This window comes from Rhizobium sp. S96 (assembly GCF_030382195.1).
Lineage (GTDB): Bacteria > Pseudomonadota > Alphaproteobacteria > Rhizobiales > Rhizobiaceae > Rhizobium.
The window spans coordinates 132,445-154,512 of the sequence record NZ_JAUDRY010000042.1; the positions used below are offsets into that span (position 1 = coordinate 132,445).

The 22,068-nt window shown below is 61.1% G+C and carries 17 protein-coding genes; 14 read left to right on the forward strand and 3 right to left on the reverse strand.

Translation table 11 applies throughout. From position 1 onward, the window contains the following. Window positions 1–5 precede the first annotated feature (5 nt). The gene (locus tag QTL94_RS26895; RefSeq protein WP_289803666.1) at window positions 6–3,152 is read right to left on the reverse strand and encodes an efflux RND transporter permease subunit; all 3,147 of its coding nucleotides are present in this window, start codon (window positions 3,150–3,152) and stop codon (window positions 6–8) included. Window positions 3,153–3,163: 11 nt separating this feature from the next. Further along, on the reverse strand, window positions 3,164–4,399 hold the full coding sequence (locus tag QTL94_RS26900; RefSeq protein WP_289803667.1) for an efflux RND transporter periplasmic adaptor subunit: 1,236 nt from the start codon (window positions 4,397–4,399) through the stop codon (window positions 3,164–3,166). Window positions 4,400–4,710: 311 nt separating this feature from the next. On the opposite strand from QTL94_RS26900, the gene QTL94_RS26905 reads away from it, so the two are divergent. The 3 genes from QTL94_RS26905 (at window position 4,711) to QTL94_RS26915 (ending at window position 7,766) form a co-directional block, all read left to right on the forward strand. After that, window positions 4,711–5,436: a response regulator gene (locus QTL94_RS26905; protein ID WP_289803668.1), complete on the forward strand. Its 726-nt coding sequence runs from the start codon at window positions 4,711–4,713 to the stop codon at window positions 5,434–5,436. Then, on the forward strand, window positions 5,433–6,707 hold the full coding sequence (locus QTL94_RS26910) for an ATP-binding protein (protein ID WP_289803669.1): 1,275 nt from the start codon (window positions 5,433–5,435) through the stop codon (window positions 6,705–6,707). The genes QTL94_RS26905 and QTL94_RS26910 overlap by 4 nt, the downstream gene beginning before the upstream one ends. Before the next feature lie 165 nt (window positions 6,708–6,872). Beyond that, window positions 6,873–7,766: a helix-turn-helix domain-containing protein gene (locus tag QTL94_RS26915; RefSeq protein WP_289803670.1), complete on the forward strand. Its 894-nt coding sequence runs from the start codon at window positions 6,873–6,875 to the stop codon at window positions 7,764–7,766. A 44-nt stretch (window positions 7,767–7,810) separates the two neighbouring features. Here QTL94_RS26915 and QTL94_RS26920 read toward each other — a convergent pair whose 3' ends face one another. Next, window positions 7,811–9,943: a TonB-dependent siderophore receptor gene (locus QTL94_RS26920; RefSeq protein ID WP_289803671.1), complete on the reverse strand. Its 2,133-nt coding sequence runs from the start codon at window positions 9,941–9,943 to the stop codon at window positions 7,811–7,813. A gap of 330 nt (window positions 9,944–10,273) precedes the next feature. On the opposite strand from QTL94_RS26920, the gene QTL94_RS26925 reads away from it, so the two are divergent. The 11 genes from QTL94_RS26925 (at window position 10,274) to QTL94_RS26975 (ending at window position 22,065) form a co-directional block, all read left to right on the forward strand. Continuing rightward, a complete protein-coding gene (locus QTL94_RS26925) occupies window positions 10,274–11,269 on the forward strand; it encodes an iron-siderophore ABC transporter substrate-binding protein (protein ID WP_289803672.1) in 996 nt (331 codons plus the stop codon). Continuing rightward, entirely contained in the window at window positions 11,266–12,309 is a 1,044-nt protein-coding gene (locus tag QTL94_RS26930; RefSeq protein WP_289803673.1) for a FecCD family ABC transporter permease, read from the forward strand. The genes QTL94_RS26925 and QTL94_RS26930 overlap by 4 nt, the downstream gene beginning before the upstream one ends. 2 nt (window positions 12,310–12,311) lie before the next feature. After that, entirely contained in the window at window positions 12,312–13,346 is a 1,035-nt protein-coding gene (locus tag QTL94_RS26935; protein WP_502944197.1) for a FecCD family ABC transporter permease, read from the forward strand. Further along, entirely contained in the window at window positions 13,343–14,152 is an 810-nt protein-coding gene (locus QTL94_RS26940; RefSeq protein WP_289803675.1) for an ABC transporter ATP-binding protein, read from the forward strand. Before QTL94_RS26935 ends, QTL94_RS26940 begins: the two co-directional genes overlap by 4 nt. Window positions 14,153–14,179: 27 nt before the next feature. Continuing rightward, window positions 14,180–15,244 carry a DUF2218 domain-containing protein gene (locus tag QTL94_RS26945; RefSeq protein WP_289803676.1) on the forward strand — a complete coding sequence of 355 codons (1,065 nt, stop codon included), beginning with the start codon at window positions 14,180–14,182 and terminating at the stop codon, window positions 15,242–15,244. 306 nt (window positions 15,245–15,550) lie between these two features. Further along, a complete protein-coding gene (locus QTL94_RS26950) occupies window positions 15,551–16,300 on the forward strand; it encodes a glycerophosphodiester phosphodiesterase family protein (RefSeq protein WP_289803677.1) in 750 nt (249 codons plus the stop codon). Window positions 16,301–16,350: 50 nt separating this feature from the next. Continuing rightward, window positions 16,351–17,055: an HAD-IA family hydrolase gene (locus QTL94_RS26955; protein ID WP_289803678.1), complete on the forward strand. Its 705-nt coding sequence runs from the start codon at window positions 16,351–16,353 to the stop codon at window positions 17,053–17,055. A gap of 70 nt (window positions 17,056–17,125) precedes the next feature. Further along, window positions 17,126–18,082, forward strand: a complete 957-nt coding sequence (locus QTL94_RS26960) for a sugar-binding transcriptional regulator (protein ID WP_289803679.1) — start codon at window positions 17,126–17,128, stop codon at window positions 18,080–18,082. 267 nt (window positions 18,083–18,349) lie between these two features. Further along, window positions 18,350–19,978, forward strand: a complete 1,629-nt coding sequence (locus QTL94_RS26965) for an ABC transporter substrate-binding protein (RefSeq protein WP_289803680.1) — start codon at window positions 18,350–18,352, stop codon at window positions 19,976–19,978. Window positions 19,979–20,068: 90 nt separating this feature from the next. Next, window positions 20,069–21,085, forward strand: a complete 1,017-nt coding sequence (locus tag QTL94_RS26970; RefSeq protein ID WP_289803681.1) for an ABC transporter ATP-binding protein — start codon at window positions 20,069–20,071, stop codon at window positions 21,083–21,085. After that, complete coding sequence (locus QTL94_RS26975) at window positions 21,082–22,065, forward strand: ABC transporter ATP-binding protein (protein ID WP_289803682.1); 984 nt, start codon at window positions 21,082–21,084, stop codon at window positions 22,063–22,065. Before QTL94_RS26970 ends, QTL94_RS26975 begins: the two co-directional genes overlap by 4 nt. The last annotated feature ends 3 nt before the right edge of the window (window positions 22,066–22,068 follow it).

Genomic DNA, 22,068 nt, shown 5'->3' on the forward strand with positions numbered 1-22,068 from the left:
CCTGGTTAGGATTGGTGTGCGACTGCTTCGTCGGAAGGCTGCGCCTCGGGTGTTTCGACCGTGCCCTTGAAGAAGCCACGGATCGTGACGAACAGCAGTGGGATGAAGAAGACGCCGAGCACCGTCGAGGCAATCATCCCGCCCATGACCCCGATACCGATCGAGTTCTGGCTTCCCGAGCCGGCACCGTTTGCGAGCGCAAGCGGCAGGACGCCGAGGATAAAAGCAAGCGAGGTCATCAGGATCGGCCGCAAGCGCTGGCGGGAGGCCTCCAAAGTCGCCTCGATGAGGCTCTTTCCGTGCTTCTGCTGCTCAATGGCGAATTCGACGATCAGGATGGCGTTCTTCGCGGCAAGGCCGATCGTGGTCAGTAGCCCGACCTTGAAGTAGACGTCGTTGGCCTGCCCGAAGAGGGTTGCCGCCAGAAGTGCGCCGAAGACGCCTACCGGTACCGACAGCATGACGGCGAACGGAATGGACCAGCTTTCGTAAAGCGCGGCGAGAGCCAGGAATACCACTAGGATCGAGATCGCGTAGAGCTGCATTGCCTGGCTGCCGGATAGACGCTCTTGCGCTGATAGTCCTGTCCATTCATGCGTGAATCCCTGGGGGAGCTGGGTTACGAGCGCATCGATCTCGTTCATCCCGTCGCCGGAGGAAACGCCGCTTGCCGCGGAACCTTGGATTTCGACGGCAGACGAGCCGTTGTAGCGTTCAAGACGCGGAGAGCCGAACTTCCATTGGCCGCTCGCAAAGGCAGAGAAAGGAACCATGTTTCCATCGGAATTCTTCACGTACCAGCGGTCGAAATCCTCCGGCTGCATGCGAAAATTCTCGCCCGCCTGGACATAGACCTTCTTGACGCGGCCGCGGTCGACGAAGTCGTTGACATAGTCACCGCCCCAAGCCGTCGACAACGTCGTATCGATGTCCGACAGGTCGAGATTGAGTGCGCTCGCCCGCTCCTGATCGATATCGACCGAGTATTGCGGCGTGTCTTCCTGGCCGTTTGGCCGGGTGCCGACAAGCTTGCTGCTCTTTCCAGCCGCAGCGAGCAGCTGATTGCGTGCTTCGATCAGTTTCTCGTGGCCGGCGCCATTCGTGTCCTTCAGATAGAAATCGAAGCCGCTGTTGTTGCCGAACCCCGGAATTGCCGGCGGAGACAGCGCAAACACGTTGGCGTCCGCAATTCCCTGGAATGCTTTCATGGCACGGCCGGCGATCGCCTGCGCCTTCGATTGTGGGGTTGTGCGTTCCTCAAAATCCTTCAGCTTCACGAAGGCGAGGCCGACGTTCTGGCCCTGTCCGCCGAAGCCGAAGCCGGCAACGCCCATCACACCAGTGACGTATTCCTTTTCGTCGTTGAGATAGTGATCCGTTACCTGCTGCAGGACCTTTTGTGTGCGATCGGCGGTCGCGCCGACAGGAAGCTGGACGCTCGTGATCAGAATGCCTTGATCTTCTTCCGGCAGGAAGGAGCTGGGCAGACGCGTGAACAGGACACCAACGGCGACTGCGACGAGCAAAAATAGCATAAGGAAGCGCCCACGGCGCTTGATGATGCCGCCGACGCTGCGTTGATAGGCGTGCGTTCCGCGGTCGAATCCACGGTTGAACCAGCCGAACGGCCCGTTATTCTTCGCGCCATGCGCCGGCTTTTTCAGGATCGTTGCACAGAGCGCAGGCGTCAGAACCAGCGCAACAAGAACGGAGAGCACCATCGCCGAAACGATCGTGACTGAGAACTGGCGATAGATGACCCCGACCGAGCCGGAGAAGAAAGCCATGGGAACGAAGACGGCCGAGAGAACTGTGGCAATACCGATCAGCGCACCGGTGATTTCGCCCATGGATTTGATCGTCGCCTGCTTAGGCGAAAGACCTTCTTCCTCCATGACGCGCTCGACGTTCTCCACCACCACGATGGCGTCATCCACGAGAAGGCCGATGGCCAACACCATGCCGAACATGGTTAGTGTATTGATCGAGTATCCCAGGTAGGAAAGGATACCGAACGTTCCAAGCAGGACCACGGGAACCGCGAGAGTCGGAATGATCGTTGCGCGAAGGCTCTGCAGAAACACGAACATGACGACAAACACGAGAACGACGGCCTCGAGCAGTGTCTTTACGACGTCTTCGATCGAGAGCTTGACGAACGGCGTGGTGTCGTAGGGATAGACCACCTCGACATTGGCGGGCAGCGTCTGCTTCAGATCATTGATGGTCGACTGGACAGCCTCGGCGGTATCGATAGCGTTGGCGCCGGAAGCAAGCATGATGGCCAATCCGGCCGAAGGCTTGCCGTTATAGGTGCTGGAGCTTGCATAGCTCTCGGCACCGAGTTCGACGGTAGCCACGTCGTTGAGGCGGACGAGCGACCCATCGCTGTTGCTCTTCAGGATGATGTTTTCGAACTGCTCGGGCGTCTGCAGCCGGCTCTTGGCGGTGACCGTTGCGTTGAGTTGCTGGCCCTTGCGCTGGGGCAGCGCGCCAAGTTGGCCGGCCGCGACCTGGGTGTTCTGCGCCTCGATGGCCGAAGTGACGTTGCTGACCATCAACGAGTATTTCGCCAGCTTGTCGGGATCGACCCAGATCCGCATGGCGTAGCCGGAGCCGAAAAGCCGTGTGTCGCCCACGCCTGCAACGCGCTTCAGGGTGTCGTTCAGCGTGCTGTTGACGTAGTCGGCAAGATCGGTCGAGTTCAACTTGCCGTCGGTCGATACGAAGCCGATGACCATCAGGAAGTTGGAGGTTGATTTCGTGACTGTCAGGCCGGAGTTTTGGACGCTCTGCGGGAGCTGAGCCTCGACCAGCTGCAGCTTGTTCTGCACCTGCATCTGCGCGACGTCGGGGTCTGCCTTGTTGGTAAAGGTCAGCGCGATCGAGGCGGATCCCGTCGACTGGGACGTGGAGGTCATGTAGTCGAGATTGTCGATCCCGGTCATTCCCTGTTCGATGACCTTGGTCACCGAATTTTCCACGGTCTCGGCGTCCGCGCCTGAATAGGTCGCGGAAATGGTGACAGTTGTTGGCGCAATCTGCGGATATTGCGAAATCGACAGCGTGGTGACGGACAACAGTCCGCCAAGCATGATGCAGATGGCGATGACCCACGCAAAGATGGGCCTGTCGATAAAGAAGCGGGACATGACGAGCGACCTCAGAGCTGCGAGTGCGATGCGGCCGAAGCCTGCTTCGTTGGTTCGGGTTCTGCCTGTGAGGTCATGATGTCGCCGGTCGAGTCGTCGATGGTCACCTCTTTGGCCGCAACGTCCTGTCCGACCTGAACCCGCTGGCTGCCCTCGACGACGACCTTGTCACCATCGTTGACGCCGGACAGGACGAGCCAGTTGTTTCCAACGCTCCTATCCACGCCGAGCACACGTTGCTCGATCTTGCCTTCGCTCGTCACGAACAGGGCCGTGGGGTCGCCCTTCGTGTCGCGGGTGATCGCGCGCTGCGGAATGAGGAAGCTCTTTTCAGCCACGCCCTCTTCGATAGTTGCCCGCACGTACATGCCGGGAAGAAGGGTGTGATCGGGGTTCGGGAATTCCGCGCGGACGGTGAAGGTGCCGACGCTTTCGTCGACAGAGGCTTCGGCAAATTCCAGCTTGCCGGTCCTCCCGTAGTTGCTGCCGTCCTCGAGGGTGAGGTGAGCGCTGACATCGTCGCCCGTCAGCTTGAGCTTTCCTGTTTCGACCGCCTTGCGAAACTTCAGGAGATTGGTGCTCGACTGCGTGACGTTGACGTTGATCGGGTCGAGAGCGCGAACCGTTGTGAGAACCGTGGTCTGCTCGGCGGTGACAAGCGCCCCGACCGTCACGGCCGAGGCGTCGATGCGGCCGTCGATGGGCGCCCGGATCTTTGTGTAATCGAGGTTGATGCGCGCTGTTTCAAGAGCCGCCTTTGCGGATGCGATATCGGCTTCGGCCTGCACGAGGGTCGATTTTGCGTCGTCCAGATCCTGGACGCTGACTGCGTTTTGCGCCGTCAGATTCTTGTAGCGATCGACCTTTGCCTGCGCGCTCGGCAGGGCACCTTGTGCCTTTTGAAGCGCGGCTGCGGCGCTGTCATAGGTTGCTTGATAGGGGGCTGGATCGATTTCGTAGAGGATCTCGCCGGCCTTTACTTCCGTTCCCTCCTTGAAGTTTCGCGCCCTGATAATGCCGCCGACCTGCGGACGGACCTCCGCGACGAGTGATGCGGCCGTACGGCCCGGCAACTGCGCGGTGATGGTAACGGATTTGGGGTGCATCGATACTACACTGACCTGCGGCTTGACGACCGGCGGCTGGGCCGCCGTCTTGCTGTCGTTGCAGCCCGCCAAGGCCACGCTGGCGAGAAGGGGCAATACGGCCAGGCGAAAATCTGCTTTCTTGATTACAGACACAAACATTATCCCTACGGACGGGTTTGCTGGAGGAGCGTGAGCGGCACCAACGAACCTTCGGTTGATCGGAGCGCATGGGGCCGCGGTGCGGCAGTGTGAAAAGGGGAGGACGTGTTGCCCATGCAGCTCCCGGTGATTGATGAAGCCGATTTACAAGGGGAGTTTGTCTGCGCTTCGCCGAAACGTTGCTGTGTTCGTCCGAATCTCCGAGATTTGTAAATGAACGTTGCTGACTCCGTGCCAGCAATACAAAGTTACAAATTTCTTCGGCATGAGCGCGATAGGGTCGCTATTCGCAAGTCAAACAGGCTGGAACGATGAGCAACAGTGATCACATCTTGATTGTCGACGACGACCGGGAAATCCGGACCTTGCTGTCACGGTACCTGACCGGGCAGGGGATGCGCGTTTCCGTCGCGGCAGATCGCCGCGAATGCGAAGCCCTGCTTGCGACGAGCAATCCTGACCTGATCGTGCTGGATGTGATGCTTCCGGATGGATCGGGCCTGGATATCTGCCGCGACCTGCGCGATCGGCGTCCGCCAGTGGCCGTGATCCTGCTGACGGCGCTCAAGGAAGACGTCGATCGGATCATCGGGCTGGAGCTCGGGGCGGACGATTATCTCAGCAAGCCGTTCAACCCGCGTGAATTGCTGGCGAGGATCAAGGCTGTGCTGCGCAGAATGGCGGTCGTCGAGCCTGAAGCGTCCCAGGCGAAGATCTATCACTTCGCGAAATTCGAGGTCGATCCGGAGTTGCGCCGCGTCCGTTGCGACGATGGCAGCGAAATCGAGCTCACCGGCGCCGAATTCGACCTCCTCAAGGTGTTCCTCGAGCGTCCAGGTCGCTTGTTGTCTCGCGATCAGCTCCTTGATGTGACGCAGGGCCGAAGCCGGGAGCCACTGGACCGCTCGATCGACGTGCTCGTGAGCCGGTTGCGCCGCAAGCTCGGCGACGGGACTGCGAGCCCATTGTTCAAGACGGTCAGGAATGGCGGCTATCAGCTGACGGTTCCTGTCAAATTATCGACGTTGAACCGATGAAGTCATTGCGAAACAGAATTGTCGCCCTCCTGATTTTGGCGATCGTCACCGTCGTGACGCTCGCCACTTTCGTTGCGAGCAGGGTGTTGCAGCCACCGAGTACCGACGTGAGACTGGCGACGGTCGTTGCGCAGATGCGCATGGGGACGGCGCTGCTCTCGTCCGGTCGGGACAGCGCCCTTCGGGCGGGCGTGCTGCTGCGCGATGCTCCGCCCTCCGGCGAGCGCGACGACCTGCTGTCGTCGGCCTTGGCGCAGACGCTCGAAAGCAATGGTATCTTCGGCGAGACTGTCGTGACCAAGCAGTCGCGGTCGAATGAGGCCGCGGCGGGCGTGCAACTGGCCAACAAGGAGTGGCTGTATGCCGTGGTCCCGAACCACGGGCCGCCGCCCGACGGGTGGTTCGTTCTTGCCGGCTGGATGGTGCTGATCGTCATGGGAAGCACGGCGGTATCCATCTTTGCGGCATCCAAGATCACCGGTCCGTTGGAGCTGCTGCAGAGTGCGGCGGGCCGCATCGGATCCGACGGCGTGCTGCCGCACATACCCGAAACCGGTGCCGGTGAAGTGCGTGCGACGGCGCAGGCGCTCAACAGACTCTCAGCCCGGCTGCGTTCCGCGATGGAAAGCCGAATGCGGCTTGTCGCGGCCGCGGGCCACGATCTCAGGACTCCGATGACGCGAATGCGGCTCAGGGCCGAGTTTGTCGTGGACGATGAAGAAAGAGAGAAGTGGCTTGCCGATCTCGAGGAGCTGGATTCCATCGCCGACAGCGCTATCCGCCTGGTGCGTGAGGAGGTTGCTGCCGAAAGTGCGTCTGATACCGTTCAGCTGGACGATCTGATTTCCGAGATTGTCGGCGAGATGCGGCAACTTGGGCTGAAGGTTCATCCGGGGGCAGTTGAACCCATCCCCGCACGCGGCGCGCCTCTGGCGCTGAAAAGGGCGATACGAAATCTGGTCATCAACGCTGCAACACACGGTGGCGGCGCGACCGTTACGCTTCAGCGGGATCAGGCTGGCGCGGCCGTGATCACGATCGCGGACAATGGCCCGGGGATTCCTGCGGAACTGCTCAGTCAGGTGTTCGAACCATTTTTCCGGGTCGATATGGCGCGCAGGAAGACCGTTCCGGGAGCGGGCCTGGGGTTGGCGATCGCCAAGGAGATCATCGAGCGCTTCGGCGGGACGATCGAGATTGCGAACGGCCATCCCAAGGGTCTTGTTCAGACCATTCGCCTCGAACGCCGTGATGACATCGGTGCGATCTAACCCGGAATGTGACACTCGAAAATAACATGAATATTGAACTCATGTTATTTGTGGTTTAATGACCAGCTCTGAGGGCTTAGGGATCGGTCCCGTCTGCGGGACCGTCGTAACCCTGAGTAAAAGGGGCACATTTTCCTTGGTGCCGAACATGAGTGGATTCCTGGGTTGAGTTTTTGGCATTCTATAGATTGGCATACCGAGGGTGTTCGGGTCGTGGCGCCAGTCAAATGGCGCCAGTTCGATGGGCTAGTCGGTGTTCTCTGGGAGGCGGAGAGCCAGGCGGGTGCCAGGGGCTACTATCTGGCCGATGATCCGAGAATCATGGTCTTCTTCAACGACGTGTCTCCCCACGTGCGAATCTCCAACAGTGACGGTGAGTTTCGTCAGGCCGGTCGTCCGATGGCACGGGCGGTCTATGTTCCACCCGGTACGCCGATGTGGACGACAAGTGGTGCGACGCACCGCTTCTCGCATCTCAATGTGCACATGCACCGGGACCGACTGCTGAAATATCTTTCTCCGTCGATTGGCGCGTCCGCGGCGATGGCGGCTCTGCGCCGCCCCGTCGAAGTTCAGGATGCGGACGCGATCGAAACGCTGGCCCGTTTGATGGTCGGCGAAGTCTCCGAGCCGTCGAAGCATGCGCTTTTTGGTGAGAGCCTGGTCGGCAGCATCGTCGCCGGATTGCTTGATGTGTCAGGGCAAGGCGCCGAGCAACCGAACGGCAGGCTGACGCAGGCGCAGATGAACAAGCTCGTTACCCGCATGGATCGGCCCAGCAATTGCCGGCTGACGGTGGCTGAAATGGCCGAGATTGTCGGTCTTTCAGAAAGCTGGTTTTCCAACGTCTTCAAGCAGACCACAGGCAAGACGCCGCTTCAGTGGCAGTTGGCCAAGCGGATCGAGCACGCCAAGAGGCTGCTTGTCGAAAGCGATCTCGCAGTGGCCGATATCGCGGTCCAGCTCGATTTTTCCGACCAGGCGCATTTGACCAAGGTTTTCCGCCAGATTGCCGGCGATACACCGGCCGCCTGGCGTCGGATGCGGCAGCTTCGTTAGTGACAAGGAACGGGCCCGCCCCAAGATCGAGGCGGGCCAACTGATCACCAGGTCTGGCGCAAGGTCGCGTAGATCGCGCGGCCGGGATTGTAGAAATCCGCCCCGAAGCCGCCATAGGCGACATGCTTCTCGTCGAACACGTTGTTGATGTTAAGCTGGAACGTAGTGTTTTCCTGGATCTTGTAGCTATACGATGCATCGAAGACGACGTTAGGCTTGGACTTCGAGGTGTTGGCGTCGCTGAGATAGTATGAACCGGTGTAGCGGCTTCCGAGCCCGAAGGTCATGTCCCCGCGCGGCCCATTTCCCTCCAGCGTATAGGTGACCCAAGCGGAGGCGAAATGTGTGGGCACCAGCGAAAGGCGGTTGCCCACGGTGCCGTTCCCGCCGTCTTCCATAATCTTGGAATCGATGTAGGAGTAGGCGCCGATGAGGCTGATATTGTTGGTGACCTCTGCCTTGGCTTCGAGGTCCACGCCCCGATGCCGGACCTTCCCGATAGACGACTGCACGAATGTAACTGGATCGGTGACCGCGATGTTCTGCTTTGTCAGGTCATAGACCGCAGCGGTGAAGATCGCCGGGAATTCTGTCGGCTGGTATTTGATGCCGACTTCATACTGTTTGCCGGTTTCCGGATCGGTTCCCACCTGCGGCGGGGCGACGGATTCGGCATAGCTCGCATAGGCGGCAAGCTCATCGGTGATCTTGTAGGTCAGGCCAAAGCGGGTGGTGAATTCACTGTAGTCAGCGGCCGACGTCGTGTTCGCAAGCTTGTCGGTTTCGGTGAGATCCAACCAGTCGTTTCGCAGGCCGACAGTCGCGATCAGCTTGTCGAAGAAGGTAAGCTCCTCCTGAAGGTAGATCGCCTTGGTCTTCTGATTGTCTCTGGTGTCGGCGAAGATCGGGACCGAGCTTGGCGCGCCCGTGTAGACCGGGTTGGTCCAGTCGATACCCGGCGCCGGGCCCCAGAAGTTGGCGCTGTCGTTCTTGTAGTTGTTGTATTCCACGCCCAGCAACGTGCGTGTCGCGACGCTGTCGAGGTTCGCGTCGTACTGGAAGTGCGCGTCGACGATGAATTGCTGATCGGAGCCGTCGTTTGCAAAGAAGGCGCGGTCAGCGATCGTCGATCCGCCTGTCGGCGTGTTGGAAATGTAGGCATAGCCGAAGTTCGAACGCGACTTGCTGTAGCGTGCATTCGAGCTGAAGGTCAGACCTTCGCCGAAGTCGTGGTCGAAGAGGACGCTGACGGCGTTTCTGTTGATGTCGCGGTAGTTGAAATCCGGTTCGCCAAAGAAACGGTCTCGCGAAAAGTCGGTCCCGACCGGCTGGCCGCCGCTGCCTGGGACACCGTCGCGATCCAGGTGATCGAAGATCACCGACAGGCTTGTATCGCCGCTCGGGCGCCAGGTCAGGCCGCCCATGATGAAGTTCTCGTCGTTCTGGGAGTAGTCGTATTCCTCGTTGGCCCGCTGGAACTTGCCGGTGATACGATAAGACAGCGTATCGTCTTCGGTGATGTTGTCGCCGAAGTCGATACCTGTTTCGGCGTGGTCGAAGGAGCCGCCGGTGGCGTAGACTTCGCCGAAGCGCTCGCTCTTGGGCCGTTTCGTTACATAGTTGACGGCGCCACCCGGATCGGAAACGCCGAAGCCGGCCGAGTTGGCACCCTTCAGCACCTCGACGCGCTCGTAGGCGAAGGGTTCCTCGCGGAGCCCGCCGAAGGGGCGGCCGATCACCAATCCATCGCGATACATCATCGCGTCAAAACCGCGGATCTTGAAGTAATCGAAGCGGTCGTCGGAGCCGTAGAAGTCGGTGGTTACGCCGGAGGTATATTGGAGCACCTGCTCGACAGTACTGGCTCCGCGCTCCTGGATTTCCTTGGACGTGATGACGGAGACGGACGCGGGCGTGTCCAGAATATTCGTCGCCATCTCACCACCGGCTGTCGTTGTCCTCGCGACAATGGTTTTGGAGTCGCTGTCGAGATCCAGGCCGATGCCGACGCCTTGCAGCACGATCGGATCAAGCGCCGTGGCGGAACTTGAATTGCCGGCCTCCTGGCCGAGCGAGAGAGACGGTGTGAGAGCGACAAGCGCCGTGCAACCCAGCAGGGCCGCGAGCCGCAAGCGAGGGGCCTTTAGCGCGTGACTGCCTGTTCTTTCGAAGTTCATGTTCAAGTTCCAATAATCAGTGCGGTCGTAGTCGACTAGCGCCGACAGACCATCGCCTTTGCCAATTTTTGGGCAAAGCAGACCGGCGCCTGACAACCAAAGCCGCCGCAAGGTTTCTCTCTCGCGGTGCTTCGGCAAGTCGATGCGTGGTCCATATACCCCAGGACGGCTACTAACTTGAGAAATACTATCCAGTATTGTAAAAAATCCCGGTTTTGTAGAAACCAACGGGAATCTCACCGTTCCTCGTACGAAGCTCAAACCCGCCGGTTGACGCCACTGTTTTAACCTGAGAGGGAAAGTCCACTTAAGAGTTGTTGGAGTGGGCGCATGCAGCGTATTGGTTTTCTCGTCGCGCGATTGGCGGCATGCCTTTGGCTTGTTGTAGCCGGAAACGCCGCGGCCGGGCAGGGAACGACCTATCCCATCACCATCAAGCACGCATTCGGCACGACGGTCATAACCAAGAAGCCGCAACGTGTCGCAACGGTCGCCTGGGCCAATCACGAGGTGCCGCTGGCTCTGGGGATCGTCCCCGTCGGCTTCGCCGCGGCCAACTTCGGGGATGACGACGGTGATGGGCTCCTGCCCTGGGTTGCCGAAAAGCTTGAGGAACTCCACGCGGACAAGCCGGTGCTTTTCGACGAGGGTGACGGCATTGATTTCGAGGCCGTCGCCGCGACCAAGCCGGATGTGATTCTGGCGGCCTATTCCGGTCTTAGCCAGTCGGATTACGATACGCTGAGCCAGATTGCTCCTGTTGTCGCCTATCCGCAGGCACCCTGGTCGACCGACTGGCGCGACATGATCCGCTACAATAGCGCGGGACTGGGCATGTCCGAGGAAGGTGAGGCACTGATCCGCAAGATCGAAGCCGAGATTGCTCAGACAGCCGGAGGGCACCCAGAGCTGCATGACAGGTCGGCCATGTTCATCACGCATCTCAACGCATCGGATCTCAGCACCGTCAATTTCTACACGACCAACGATGCGCGCGTGAAGTTCTTCGCCGATCTCGGGCTCAAATCTCCAAAGAGCGTTACCGAGGCGTCCGTCACGGGCAAATTCTCCGGCGCCATCAGCGCCGAACAAATCGACGCCTTCGACGACGTCGATGTGGTCGTCACCTATGGAGACGACCGGTTGCTTGAAGCGCTCAGGACGAATCCGCTGACAGCCAAAATGCCGGCCGTCGCCAAGGGCGCGCTTGTCACACTCGGGCGCAACCCGCTTGGCACGGCAGCCAACCCGACACCGCTGTCTATCTCTTGGGTTCTGAAAGACTATGTGCGCCTGCTTGCCGACGCCGCCGGCAAGTCGCAATGACGGCTCTCGGTCTGCAGTCCCTGCGCCTGTCGCCGTTATCGGGGAGGTCAAATACGGCACGCAGCCTTTGGCTGATTAGCCTGACGACGCTCCTCATTGGTCTTTGCGCTCTCTCGGTCATCGTTGGCACGCGCGCGGTGGACTGGTCCGATATCAGCACGGCTCTTTTCGGCCATGCGGACACGGTCGCTCAGGCGGCGGTGAGCGTACGCATACCGAGAACGCTGCTTGCCGTGATGGCTGGCGCGGCTCTTGGGCTCGCCGGAGCGATCATGCAGGGCGTGACCCGCAATCCGCTCGCCGATCCCGGCATCCTGGGGGTCAACATGGGGGCGTCGCTCGCCGTCGTCATCGGCGTGGCGTGGTTCAACATCACCTCGGGCGAGGCTTACATCTGGTCAGCAATTCTTGGGGCTGGCTGTGCGGCGGTCTTCGTCTATACGATTGGTTCACTGGGGCGCGGCAGGGCAACCCCGTTGAAACTGGCGCTGGCCGGGGCAGCAACGTCGGTTGCCTTCGCATCGATGGTTATCGCCGTCGTACTGCCGAGAAACGACATTGCTGGCGGCATTCGCTCTTGGCAGATCGGCGGTGTGGGTGGCGCAACCTTCGAGCGCCTGATGCCGGTCCTGCCGTTCCTCGCGATCGGTTTTGTGATCAGTCTTCTTTCGGCGCGAAAGCTGAATTCGCTGGCGCTTGGAGATGAACTGGCGGCCGGCCTCGGGGAACGGATCGCTGTGGCGCGGGCGGTCGCGTCGTTTGGCGCCATCCTGCTCTGCGGCGCCACAACGGCCGTCTGCGGTCCCATCGGTTTTCTCGGTCTCGTCGTGCCGCACCTCTGCCGTCAGTTGGTCGGCGTCGATCACCGTTGGCTGCTGCCGTTCGCCACGGTTGCCGGCGCCTGTCTGCTGCTGGCCGCCGATATTGTCGGGCGCATTGTCGTCAGACCCGCCGAGCTTGATGTCGGGATCGTGACGGCCCTCATCGGCGCGCCGTTCTTCATCGCGATCGTGCGGCGCCAGCGGGTGCGTGAGCTATGACGATGGCTGCGTCCTCCTTCGACCGGATCGTGGCCAATCGCCGTCGCCGTAACCGCAAGCATGTTCTTGTCATTGCGGTTCTGCTTTTGCTGGTCCTTGCGATTTTCGCGGTGGCGCTGTCGCTTGGCCAATCGTTCACACCGCCCGGCGAGGTCATCCGAGTCCTGCTCGGTGAGAACGTGCCGGGTGCGGCCTTCACCATTGGGCAGCTTCGGCTGCCGCGCGCTGTAATTTCCGTTCTCGCGGGCCTCAGTTTCGGCCTCGGCGGCGTCGCCTTTCAGGTGATGCTGCGCAATCCTCTGGCGAGCCCCGACATCATCGGTATCAGTTCCGGCGCCAGCGCAGCGGCGGTCTTTGCCATTGTGGTCCTGTCGTTGAAGGGGCCAATCGTCTCGATCGTCGCCGTGGTCGCCGGCCTCGGCGTCGCGCTCCTCGTCTACGGTTTGTCGTACCGGAACGGCGTTTCGGGAACCCGGCTGATTCTTGTCGGTATAGGCGTCTCCGCCATGCTGGAAAGCGTGATTGCCTATATCCTCTCGCAGGCGCCGGCATGGAGCCTTCAGGAGGCCGTCCGGTGGCTGACCGGCAGCGTCAATGGCGCGCAGCTTGCCCAAGCCGCTCCGCTCGTTCTCGCGCTCCTCGCGTTTGGTGGGCTGCTCCTCAGCCGTGCGCGCGATCTTGAGGCGTTGCGTTTGGGGGACGATACGGCCGCGGCCCTTGGGGTTGGCGTGTCGCGCACCCGCGCCATTGTCATTGTCGCGGCGGTCGGACTGATCGCGTCCGCGACGGCGGTCACCGGCCCGATTGCCTTCGTCGCCTTTCTTTCCGGGCCGATCGCCGCGCGGATCGTTGGAAACAACGGGCCTGTCCTTGTGGTCGCGGCGCTCGTCGGTGTTGTCCTCGTGTTCGGGGGCGATTATGTGGGCCAGTTCCTTTTGCCCAGCCGCTATCCGGTCGGCATCGTCACCGGCGCACTCGGGGCTCCCTATCTGATTTTTCTTATCGTGCGCGTCAATCGAACCGGAGGTTCGCCATGACCCCTCATTCTCTGACGGCCAACGCGCTTCACGCCGGCTACGGGGAGGCCGAGATTTTGCACGATCTCGATCTCGTCGTGCCTTCCGGCAAGATTACCGTCATCGTTGGCGCGAATGCCTGTGGCAAGTCCACGCTCCTGCGCGCCATGTCACGGTTGCTGTCACCGCGTCACGGCCAGGTCCTGCTGGACGGCAGGTCTATCCACCGCACTCCGCCCAAGGAACTCGCCCGGACGCTGGGACTGCTCCCGCAGTCACCGATCGCACCCGAAGGGATCACCGTCGCCGACCTGGTGAGCCGTGGTCGGCATCCGCACCAGGGCCTGTTTTCACGCTGGACACGCATGGATGACGAAGCGGTCGACGGTGCGCTGACCGCAACGAAGACATCGGAGCTTGCCGAACGATCGGTTGACGAGCTCTCGGGAGGACAAAGGCAGCGCGTCTGGATCGCCATGGCCCTTGCCCAGCAGACGGACATTCTTCTGCTCGACGAGCCGACGACCTTTCTTGACATCAGCCATCAGGTCGAGGTGCTGGATCTGCTCAGCGATCTCAACCACGCGCGCGGCACCACCGTCGTCATGGTGCTGCACGATCTCAATCTTGCCGCGCGCTATGCCGACTACCTCGTCGCCATGGACGAAGGGCGTGTTCACACTGCCGGCACCCCGGAAGAGGTGCTGACCGAGGACAACGTGCGGCAGGTTTTCGGCCTTGAAAGCCGCATCATCACCGACCCGACGTCTGGCCGGCCAATGATGCTGCCGATCGGCCGGCACCGCATGACGACCCCGCAAGACTGACCACGAAAGGGCTCGATAGGAAAAACGATGACAGCAGCTCAGGAATTCAAGCTTACAGGTATCGCGTTCCCGACGGACGCCGTTGCCATGCTCGGTGAGGTTTGCGAGCATTTCGTGGAACATGCCGACGTGCAGCGGAACGACGATGTCGCCGTGTTGACGAGCAAGCTGGGAACCGTGAGCATCCGCGTGAAGGCCGACAAGCTGCTGATCGAGCTTGCCTGCCCAACCGCAGAAGCATTGCTGATGAGCCGCACATCGATTGCGGAGCACCTCTTCTATTTTGCCGGCGAGGATCCCCTCGAGCTGTCCTGGTCGGATTCCACGCCGCTCGCGCTGCTGCCGAACATCCACGAGGCAACGGTTCTGCGCTCGGAAGATATTACGCCGCGGATGCGCCGCGTGACGTTTTCCTGCGCCGACGTGACGCCGTTCATTGGCGGCGACATGCATGTTCGGCTGCTCGTGCCGGCCAAGGGGCGGACTCCCGTCTGGCCGGGCCTGAGGCCTGATGGCCGCGTGGCCTGGCCGGAGGGAGACGACGAACTCCTGGTGCGGGTGTACACGATCCGGACGGTCGATATCGACAGGCGGGAGCTCTCCATTGATTTCCTCCAGCACCCGGCACGCGGCGTGAAAACACCAGGAGCCGACTTTGCCAGAGACGTCGAGCCCGGCCAGAGCGTCGCCCTGCTTGGGCCCGGTGGGGGTAACCTTCCGGATACACAGTCCATTCTCCTTGCCGGAGACGAAAGCGCGCTTCCCGCCATTGCCCGCATCGCGGAAGAGCTGCCGGCCGGTAGCCGGTTGCAAGCGATTATCGAGGTGCTGGATGGGCCCGAAGAGCAGCAGCTGTCTTCTGCCGGTTCGCTCGATGTTCGCTGGCTGCATCGCTGCGATTATCCCGCTGGGGCCAAGGGCACACTCGTGGAGGAGACGAAGAAGGCTGTGGCTCTCATGGGCAGCGAGACCTTCGTCTGGTTCGCCGCCGAAAAGGAGGACGTGCGCGCCATCCGCGCCTTCCTCAAAGGCCGGCAACACGACAGGAAGAACATGTATGTTGCCTGGTACTGGGAACGGGATCACGATTGATTGAGCGTGCGGGATGACCGCACAAAGGTCGCTCAATGAGCGCGCCGCAGCCCGCGGGATCTCCATTGCCAATGCGTGCAGACACGACTTGCGCGTTGTGAGCATTTGCTCGCGGCTGGGAGCAGATGTCATGCCACGGTTATTTGCCGCCGCTATACGATCCGGCGAACAATAACCGAGCGGCAGTTGAGCAATTTTATCTAGCAAAGATCTCGGGAACAGGGACGCGACAGCTGTCGCCCTCCGTTCGCGCGGCGATGCGCATCAATCTTTTCCGCTCACCCAATTTTTAGGACGAGGTATTCCATGACGAAGATCGTTGGTCATCGCGGAGCGCGCAATCTGTGGCTCGAGAACTCGATGGAGGGGTTCAGAAAGACGCTGGAGCTGCCGGTCGATGCCATCGAGTTCGACGTGCATCTGACCGATGCCGGTGAGCTCGTCGTCATTCACGACGCTACGCTCGATCGCACCGCCGAAGGGACGGGCAAGGTCAGGTCGCTCTCACCCGACCTGCGGCAGGCGATTAATCTCAGGGGATCACAAGAGTCTATCCCGACGCTTGACGAGGTGCTTGGGCTGTTTGTCTCCTCGCGTCCGGTCGAACTTCATGTCGAGCTAAAGGCCGACGCCGACGGTGTGCCCTATGAAGGACTTGAAGCGCTGGCCGCTGCCGCGCTTGAGCGCCATGGGCTTGTCGTTCGCAGCTTGCTCACGAGCTTCAATCTTGATGTCCTGGCAAAGTGCCGGAGCGTCGCGCCGGAGATCGGACGCCTGTGTTCGATCAACGCGAAGTCTGCAGAGCGGCTCGGCGTGGCGGCGACAGTGGCGCGGGCCGCCGAACTGGCCGATCTTGTCGCGGTCGAAAAGACGTTGCTTGCCGCTTCCGCTGCCGAGATCGAAGCAATCATTTCGCGCGAACGCCTGTGCTGCTGGGTCTTGAACGAACGCGCGGAACTCGAGCATTGGCTCGGGCAGGGCGTCGGCTGGATCACGAGCGATGATCCGTCTCTTGCCTTGGCAGTTCGCGCCGCATCGCGCGACGCCGCTGCATAGTCACATGTTTCAAGCGGGCACCACCACGTTTCAACTGAACAGTATATTTGATGAGCAAAATAGATCTTCTGATTTTTGACTGCGATGGCGTGCTGATCGACAGCGAACCGATTGCTGCGCGTACGCTGGCCCATGCCATCACGCATGCGGGCATCGCGATGACGCCGCGCGACGTTCTTGTCGAGTTTACCGGCAAGTCGGAGCCCGAGTTGCGGAGCATCCTTCGCGAGCGTGGCCTCTCTGGTGTCGATGCGGTCTTTGCCAAATGGCATGTCGAGATATTCGCGGAGTTCCGGCGTGACCTCCGGACCATGGATGGCATAGGCGACGTTCTGCAAGGGCTCGACATCGCGAAATGCGTCGCGTCGAACAGCTCGGTGGAACGCCTTAAGATGAGCCTCGGGCTTCTCGACATCTGGGCGCATTTCGCGCCGAACGTCTTCAGCGCCGAAATGGTAGCCGCGCCCAAACCAGCCCCCGACCTTATCGAGCTTTGCCTCGCCAGGATGGGTGCGAGTACCGAAACGAGCATTGTCATCGATGACAGCCCGGCCGGCATCCAGGCCGCGCGTGCGGCGGGTGTCAAGGCACTCGGATTTGTAGCGCCCGATGATCCACGCGCAGGCAGGCGCGAAGTCCTGCACGCGGCTGGTGCTCAAGAGGTTGCCATCGGCGCCGAACACTTGGGGCGTATCCTGCGCCGCCTCGGTGTGGGTCACCATCCGGCCCGGCAGCCCGCGGAGGTCGAACCATGAGGCAGGTCGAAGCTCCGTCAGCAGGAACGGTGCTCCGGACCGACCAGCGTGGGGCGGCGGAGATGCCAATATGATCGCAAGGCGGGATGATCACAGCAGCCGGCTTGATTTCACCGCCAAGGCTGGCTGGCTCTACTACATCGGCGGGCACAGCCAGGACGAGATCGCGCAGAAGCTGGGTGTCTCGCGGCAGACCGCCCAGCGGCTTGTGTCGCGTGCGGTCCAGCAGGGGCTGATCAAGATCCGGCTCGATCATCCGGTTGGCGATTGCATGAGCCTGGCGGCCCGACTGAAGAGCAAGTTTGCGCTTCAGTTCGTGGAGGTCATTCCCTCGGGAGATCAGGCGCTCGGTCTCAGCGGTGGTCTTGCCCAGGCGGTCGCGGCCGAACTCGAGCGTCGGCTGGCTTGCGACAAGCCTGCGGTGATCGCCATCGGCACGGGTCACACCCTTAAGGCCGCGGTCGAGGAAATGGTGCCGATGGAGGCGCCGCAGCACAAGATCGTCTCCCTGACCGGCAACATCACACGGGAAGGTTCGGTCTGGTTCTACAATGTTGTCTTCAAGCTTGCCGATATGATCACCGCGAAATGCTATCCAATGCCGGTTCCCGTCATCGCATCGTCGCAGCAGGAGCGGACCATCCTCCATAGCCAGCCCGTCATCCGCCAGACGCTGTCGCTTGCGGCGCGCGCGGACGTTGCCTTTGTCGGCATTGGGGATGTGGGGCCGGAAGCGCCGCTGTTTCTCGATGGCTTCATCCTCAAGGACGAACTGAAGCGGCTTCAGCAGGCCGGGGCGGTGGGTGAGATCGTCGGTTGGACCTTTGACAAGGACGGCAAGCTGGTCGCGGGGATCACCAATGACCGGGTCGCAAGCGCGCCCATTCCGTCCTGCGGCAGAACCCTGGTGATCGGGGTGGCAAAGGGCGAGCGGAAAGAGCCGGCCATTCGAGGGGCGCTGAGGGGACGTCTGATCAACGGTTTGATGACAGACGAGATCACAGCGCAGAGCCTTTTGGGAACGTGACAACCGAGCCCCGGGAAAGGAGGCACGGTCTTTAAATTTGCAGTGCTGAACCGGCTCAACGAAGAGCCCCAAGACCCGGAATCCGGAAGGATTCGGGATGCCTTTCTGCGTCCGAAATATTCAATATTAATGAACAAATACAATGAATTAAATGTCATGAAAACTTCATCGCACCATTAAGAAAACGACACGCACCCGGCCCTAAAAACACCGCGACATTTGTACCGGGGCCGTATCCGAGAAAACCTCGTCAAAGGAGAGACTTTCATGCTTTCAATCAATCGACGCAGCGCTCTGGGGCTGCTTGGTGCAACGGCAGGCGTCGCGATCTTGCCGCGCTTTGCCTTCAGCCAGGGCAAGCGACCGTCCGTGACGATCGCTGTTCAGAAGATCACCAACAACAACACGCTCGACATATGGAACGAGCAGTCGAACGTCGGCGAGCGCGTGTTCTTCCCGAACCTGTGGGAAGGCCTGATCCTGCGCGACTGGATGGGCAATCAGGGTCCTGTCGCCGGTCTCGCCACGGACTGGAAGCGCATCGACGACAAGACGCTGGAACTCAAGCTGCGCCAGGGCGTCAAGTTTCACAATGGCGATGAGCTGACCGCGGAAGATGTTGTCTTCAGCTTCTCCTCGCAGCGCGTCTTCGGCAGCACGCAGCCGGCTGGCGGCAAGACCATTTTCGAAGATGAGAACAAGCCGACGTCGGTGAAGGAACTGCCTGCAACGATTCCCGGCGTTGGTCGCCGCCTGTGGCCCGCACTTGCCGGTGTCGAGGCCGTCGACAAGTACACCGTCCGTTTCCACAACGCGACGCCTGACGTGACGCTCGAAGGTCGCCTTTACGCCTTCGGTAGCCAGATCGCCAACCGTCGCGCCTGGGACGAGGCGGGGACCTATGTCGACTGGGCGCGCAAGCCGGTTACGACGGGTCCTTACATGGTCGCTGAATTCAAACCCGACGTGTCGCTGACGCTGGTGGCCTTCGACGAGTATTGGGGTGGCCGCCCGCCGCTCGAGCAGATCCGTTTTGTCGAAGTTCCCGAAGTTGCCTCACGCGTCAACGGCCTGCTGTCCGGCGAGTATGATTTCGCCTGCGACCTGCCGCCCGACCAGATCGCTACGGTTCAGAATGCAGCCGGCTTTGAAGTGCAGGGCGCGACGATCAACAATCATCGCATCTCCGTTTTCAACACGCAGAACCCCATTCTGCAGAACCCGTTGGTTCGCCGCGCGATGACGCATTCCATCGATCGTCAGGCGATCGTCGAGGCGCTGTGGGCTGGCCAGACGAAGATCCCGGCGGGCCTTCAGTTCCCGTTCTATGGTGACATGTTCGTCGAAGGCTGGAGCGTGCCGGAATACAATCCGACGCTGGCGCAGGACCTTCTGAAGCAGGCCAACTACAAGGGCGACGCGATCCCGTTCCGTCTGCTCAACAACTACTACACCAACCAGACTGCCAACGGTCAGATCATGGTGGAGATGTGGAAGCAGGTCGGCCTCAACGTCGAGATCGAAATGAAGGAAAACTGGGGTCAGATCCACGATCCGGCAGGCGTCAAGGGCGTGCGTGACTGGTCGGCCTCCGCCAACTTCAACGATCCGGTTTCCTCGATCGTTGCCCAGTTCGGTCCGAATGGCGAAGTCCAGCAGAAGAAGGACTGGTCGAACGCCGAGGTCAACCAGATGTCCCAGATTCTGGAGACCAGCACGGACCGCGCACAGCGCAAGAAGGCCTTTGCCCGCATGATGGAGATCTGCGAGCGCGAAGACCCCGTCTATCAGGTCCTGCACCAGAACGCCGTATTCACCGGCATGAAGTCGTCGCTGAAGTGGAAGGCCGCGCCGGCCTTCGCGATGGACTTCCGTTCCAACAACTGGCCGAGCTGAGCCCGGCGCTAAATCCGGGTCCGGCGGCATGAGTTGCCGGACCCATCTCGTTCGTTACGGACGCAAACGATCGACAGGAATGGCGAATAGATGAGCACCACTGCCACCAAGCTCGTGGAAATGCGCGGGTTGAAAGTCGCGTTCGACGGCGTGCAGGTTCTGCATGGCATCGATCTCGACATCGCAAAAGGCGAAGCTGTCGGGCTGGTCGGCGAATCCGGCTGCGGAAAGTCGGTGACCTGGCTTGCTGCCCTCGGCCTCTTGCCCGGCAAGGCAAGCGTAGCCGGCTCGGTGAAAATCGACGGGCAGGAACTGCGCGGAGCCCCGCGATCCGCGCTCGAGCACATTCGTGGCGGTCGGGTCGCAATGATCTTCCAGGATCCGTCGAGTTCGCTCAATCCGGTTTTGAAGATCGGCGGCCAGATTACCGAGGCGCTTGCCATCCATCGCGGCCTGCGCGGCGAGGCCGCAAAAAAAGAAGCGTGGCGCCTCATGGAGATGGTCGGCATACCGGATGTCCGGCGCCGTTTCGATCTTTATCCGCATGAGTTTTCAGGCGGCCAGTGTCAGCGATTGATGATCGCCATGGCGCTTGCCGGCAAGCCGGACCTCTTGATTGCCGACGAACCGACGACAGCGCTCGATGCGACGATCCAGGCACAGATCCTTGATCTGCTGATCTCGCTCAGGACCGAAACGGGAATGGCCACCGTCTTCATCAGCCATGATCTCGGCGCCGTATCGCAGGTTTGCGATCGGGTCTGCGTGATGTATGCCGGGCGCATCGTCGAGGAAGGCAGCGTGAGCGAGCTTTTCGCTCATCCGCGCCACCCCTATACCCGCGGGCTCTTCGACGCCATCCCCAGCATCGACGGTCCTCGCCAGCGTTTGATTCCGATTGCCGGGACTGTTCCCGATCCCAGGTCCCTGCCGAAGGGCTGCTCGTTTTCACCGCGCTGCTCTCGCGCTGTCGAGGCCTGTCGCCACGAATTACCACCGCTGGTGTCGATCGGCGACGACCGCCGGCTCGCATGCACGCGCCCGGTCTCGCAAGCGCCGATTGTCGTCGAGACAAAAGGTTGGGTTGCAGAAGGGGCGATGCAATGACACCGTTGATTGAAGCTCGCGACCTCGTTCGCATCTACCATGTTCGCCGCGGTCTGTTTGGTCATGCCACGCCAGTGCGCGCGGTTGACGGCATCTCGCTCGCCGTCATGCCGGGCGAAACGTTGGGCATCGTCGGGGAATCCGGCTCAGGAAAGTCGACACTCGGACGCATGCTGCTTGGCATCGACGATGCGCAGGAAGGCCAGGTTCGCTTCGAGGGCCGGGAGATGCCGGCACGGGGCACGTCCGACTGGCGACGGCTGCGGGCGAAGATGCAGCTGGTGTATCAGGACCCGCTTGCAGCGCTCGATCGTCGCCTGACGATTGCCACACAGCTTGCCGAGCCGCTGGAAATCCACCGCCTGATCCCGAAAGAGCATCGCGCAGCGCGGGTCTCGGAGCTGATGGCTGCGGTCGGCTTGCGTCCGGATCAGGCGACAAGTTTTCCGCACCAGTTATCAGGTGGCCAGCGTCAACGCGCCGTGATTGCGCGCGCACTCGCCTCCCGGCCAAAGCTTCTGGTTTGCGACGAACCCGTGTCTGCCCTCGATGTCTCGATCCAGGCGCAGATCGTCAACATGCTGCGTGACCTGCAGCAGCAATACAGCATCGCCATGGTGTTCATCAGTCATGACCTCAAGGTGGTGCGCAATGTCGCCGACAGGGTTGCGGTCATGTATCTCGGCCGCATCGTCGAGGAGGCCTCGTCGGCCGTCATCTTCCGTACGCCGCTTCACCCCTACACACGTGCGCTGGTCTCCAGCGTGCCTCGGCCGGGCACACGTCTTCAGGGGCGCACGATCCTGCAGGGCGAGCCGCCCAATCCCGCCAATCGCCCGTCAGGTTGCGCGTTCCATCCGCGCTGTCCACTGGCGCAGGACATCTGCCGCGTGACGGCGCCTGTGTTGAAGCAGATCGACGACGGCCGCACCGTAGCCTGTCACGTGACCGCGGGCGAAGACGCCCGGATCGCAGCGTAGGGA

Bases quoted from the DNA above. Each gene is read 5' to 3' on its own strand.
- QTL94_RS26925 (WP_289803672.1), top strand. From the start codon at position 10,274: ATGCAGCGTATTGGTTTTCTCGTCGCGCGATTGGCGGCATGCCTTTGG.
- QTL94_RS26960 (WP_289803679.1), top strand. From the start codon at position 17,126: ATGATCGCAAGGCGGGATGATCACAGCAGCCGGCTTGATTTCACCGCC.
- QTL94_RS26950 (WP_289803677.1), top strand. From the start codon at position 15,551: ATGACGAAGATCGTTGGTCATCGCGGAGCGCGCAATCTGTGGCTCGAG.
- QTL94_RS26970 (WP_289803681.1), top strand. From the start codon at position 20,069: ATGAGCACCACTGCCACCAAGCTCGTGGAAATGCGCGGGTTGAAAGTC.
- QTL94_RS26940 (WP_289803675.1), top strand. From the start codon at position 13,343: ATGACCCCTCATTCTCTGACGGCCAACGCGCTTCACGCCGGCTACGGG.
- QTL94_RS26895 (WP_289803666.1), bottom strand. From the start codon at position 3,152: ATGTCCCGCTTCTTTATCGACAGGCCCATCTTTGCGTGGGTCATCGCC.
- QTL94_RS26945 (WP_289803676.1), top strand. From the start codon at position 14,180: ATGACAGCAGCTCAGGAATTCAAGCTTACAGGTATCGCGTTCCCGACG.
- QTL94_RS26955 (WP_289803678.1), top strand. From the start codon at position 16,351: ATGAGCAAAATAGATCTTCTGATTTTTGACTGCGATGGCGTGCTGATC.
- QTL94_RS26935 (WP_502944197.1), top strand. From the start codon at position 12,312: ATGGCTGCGTCCTCCTTCGACCGGATCGTGGCCAATCGCCGTCGCCGT.
- QTL94_RS26900 (WP_289803667.1), bottom strand. From the start codon at position 4,399: ATGTTTGTGTCTGTAATCAAGAAAGCAGATTTTCGCCTGGCCGTATTG.
- QTL94_RS26930 (WP_289803673.1), top strand. From the start codon at position 11,266: ATGACGGCTCTCGGTCTGCAGTCCCTGCGCCTGTCGCCGTTATCGGGG.
- QTL94_RS26910 (WP_289803669.1), top strand. From the start codon at position 5,433: ATGAAGTCATTGCGAAACAGAATTGTCGCCCTCCTGATTTTGGCGATC.
- QTL94_RS26920 (WP_289803671.1), bottom strand. From the start codon at position 9,943: ATGAACTTCGAAAGAACAGGCAGTCACGCGCTAAAGGCCCCTCGCTTG.
- QTL94_RS26965 (WP_289803680.1), top strand. From the start codon at position 18,350: ATGCTTTCAATCAATCGACGCAGCGCTCTGGGGCTGCTTGGTGCAACG.
- QTL94_RS26905 (WP_289803668.1), top strand. From the start codon at position 4,711: ATGAGCAACAGTGATCACATCTTGATTGTCGACGACGACCGGGAAATC.
- QTL94_RS26975 (WP_289803682.1), top strand. From the start codon at position 21,082: ATGACACCGTTGATTGAAGCTCGCGACCTCGTTCGCATCTACCATGTT.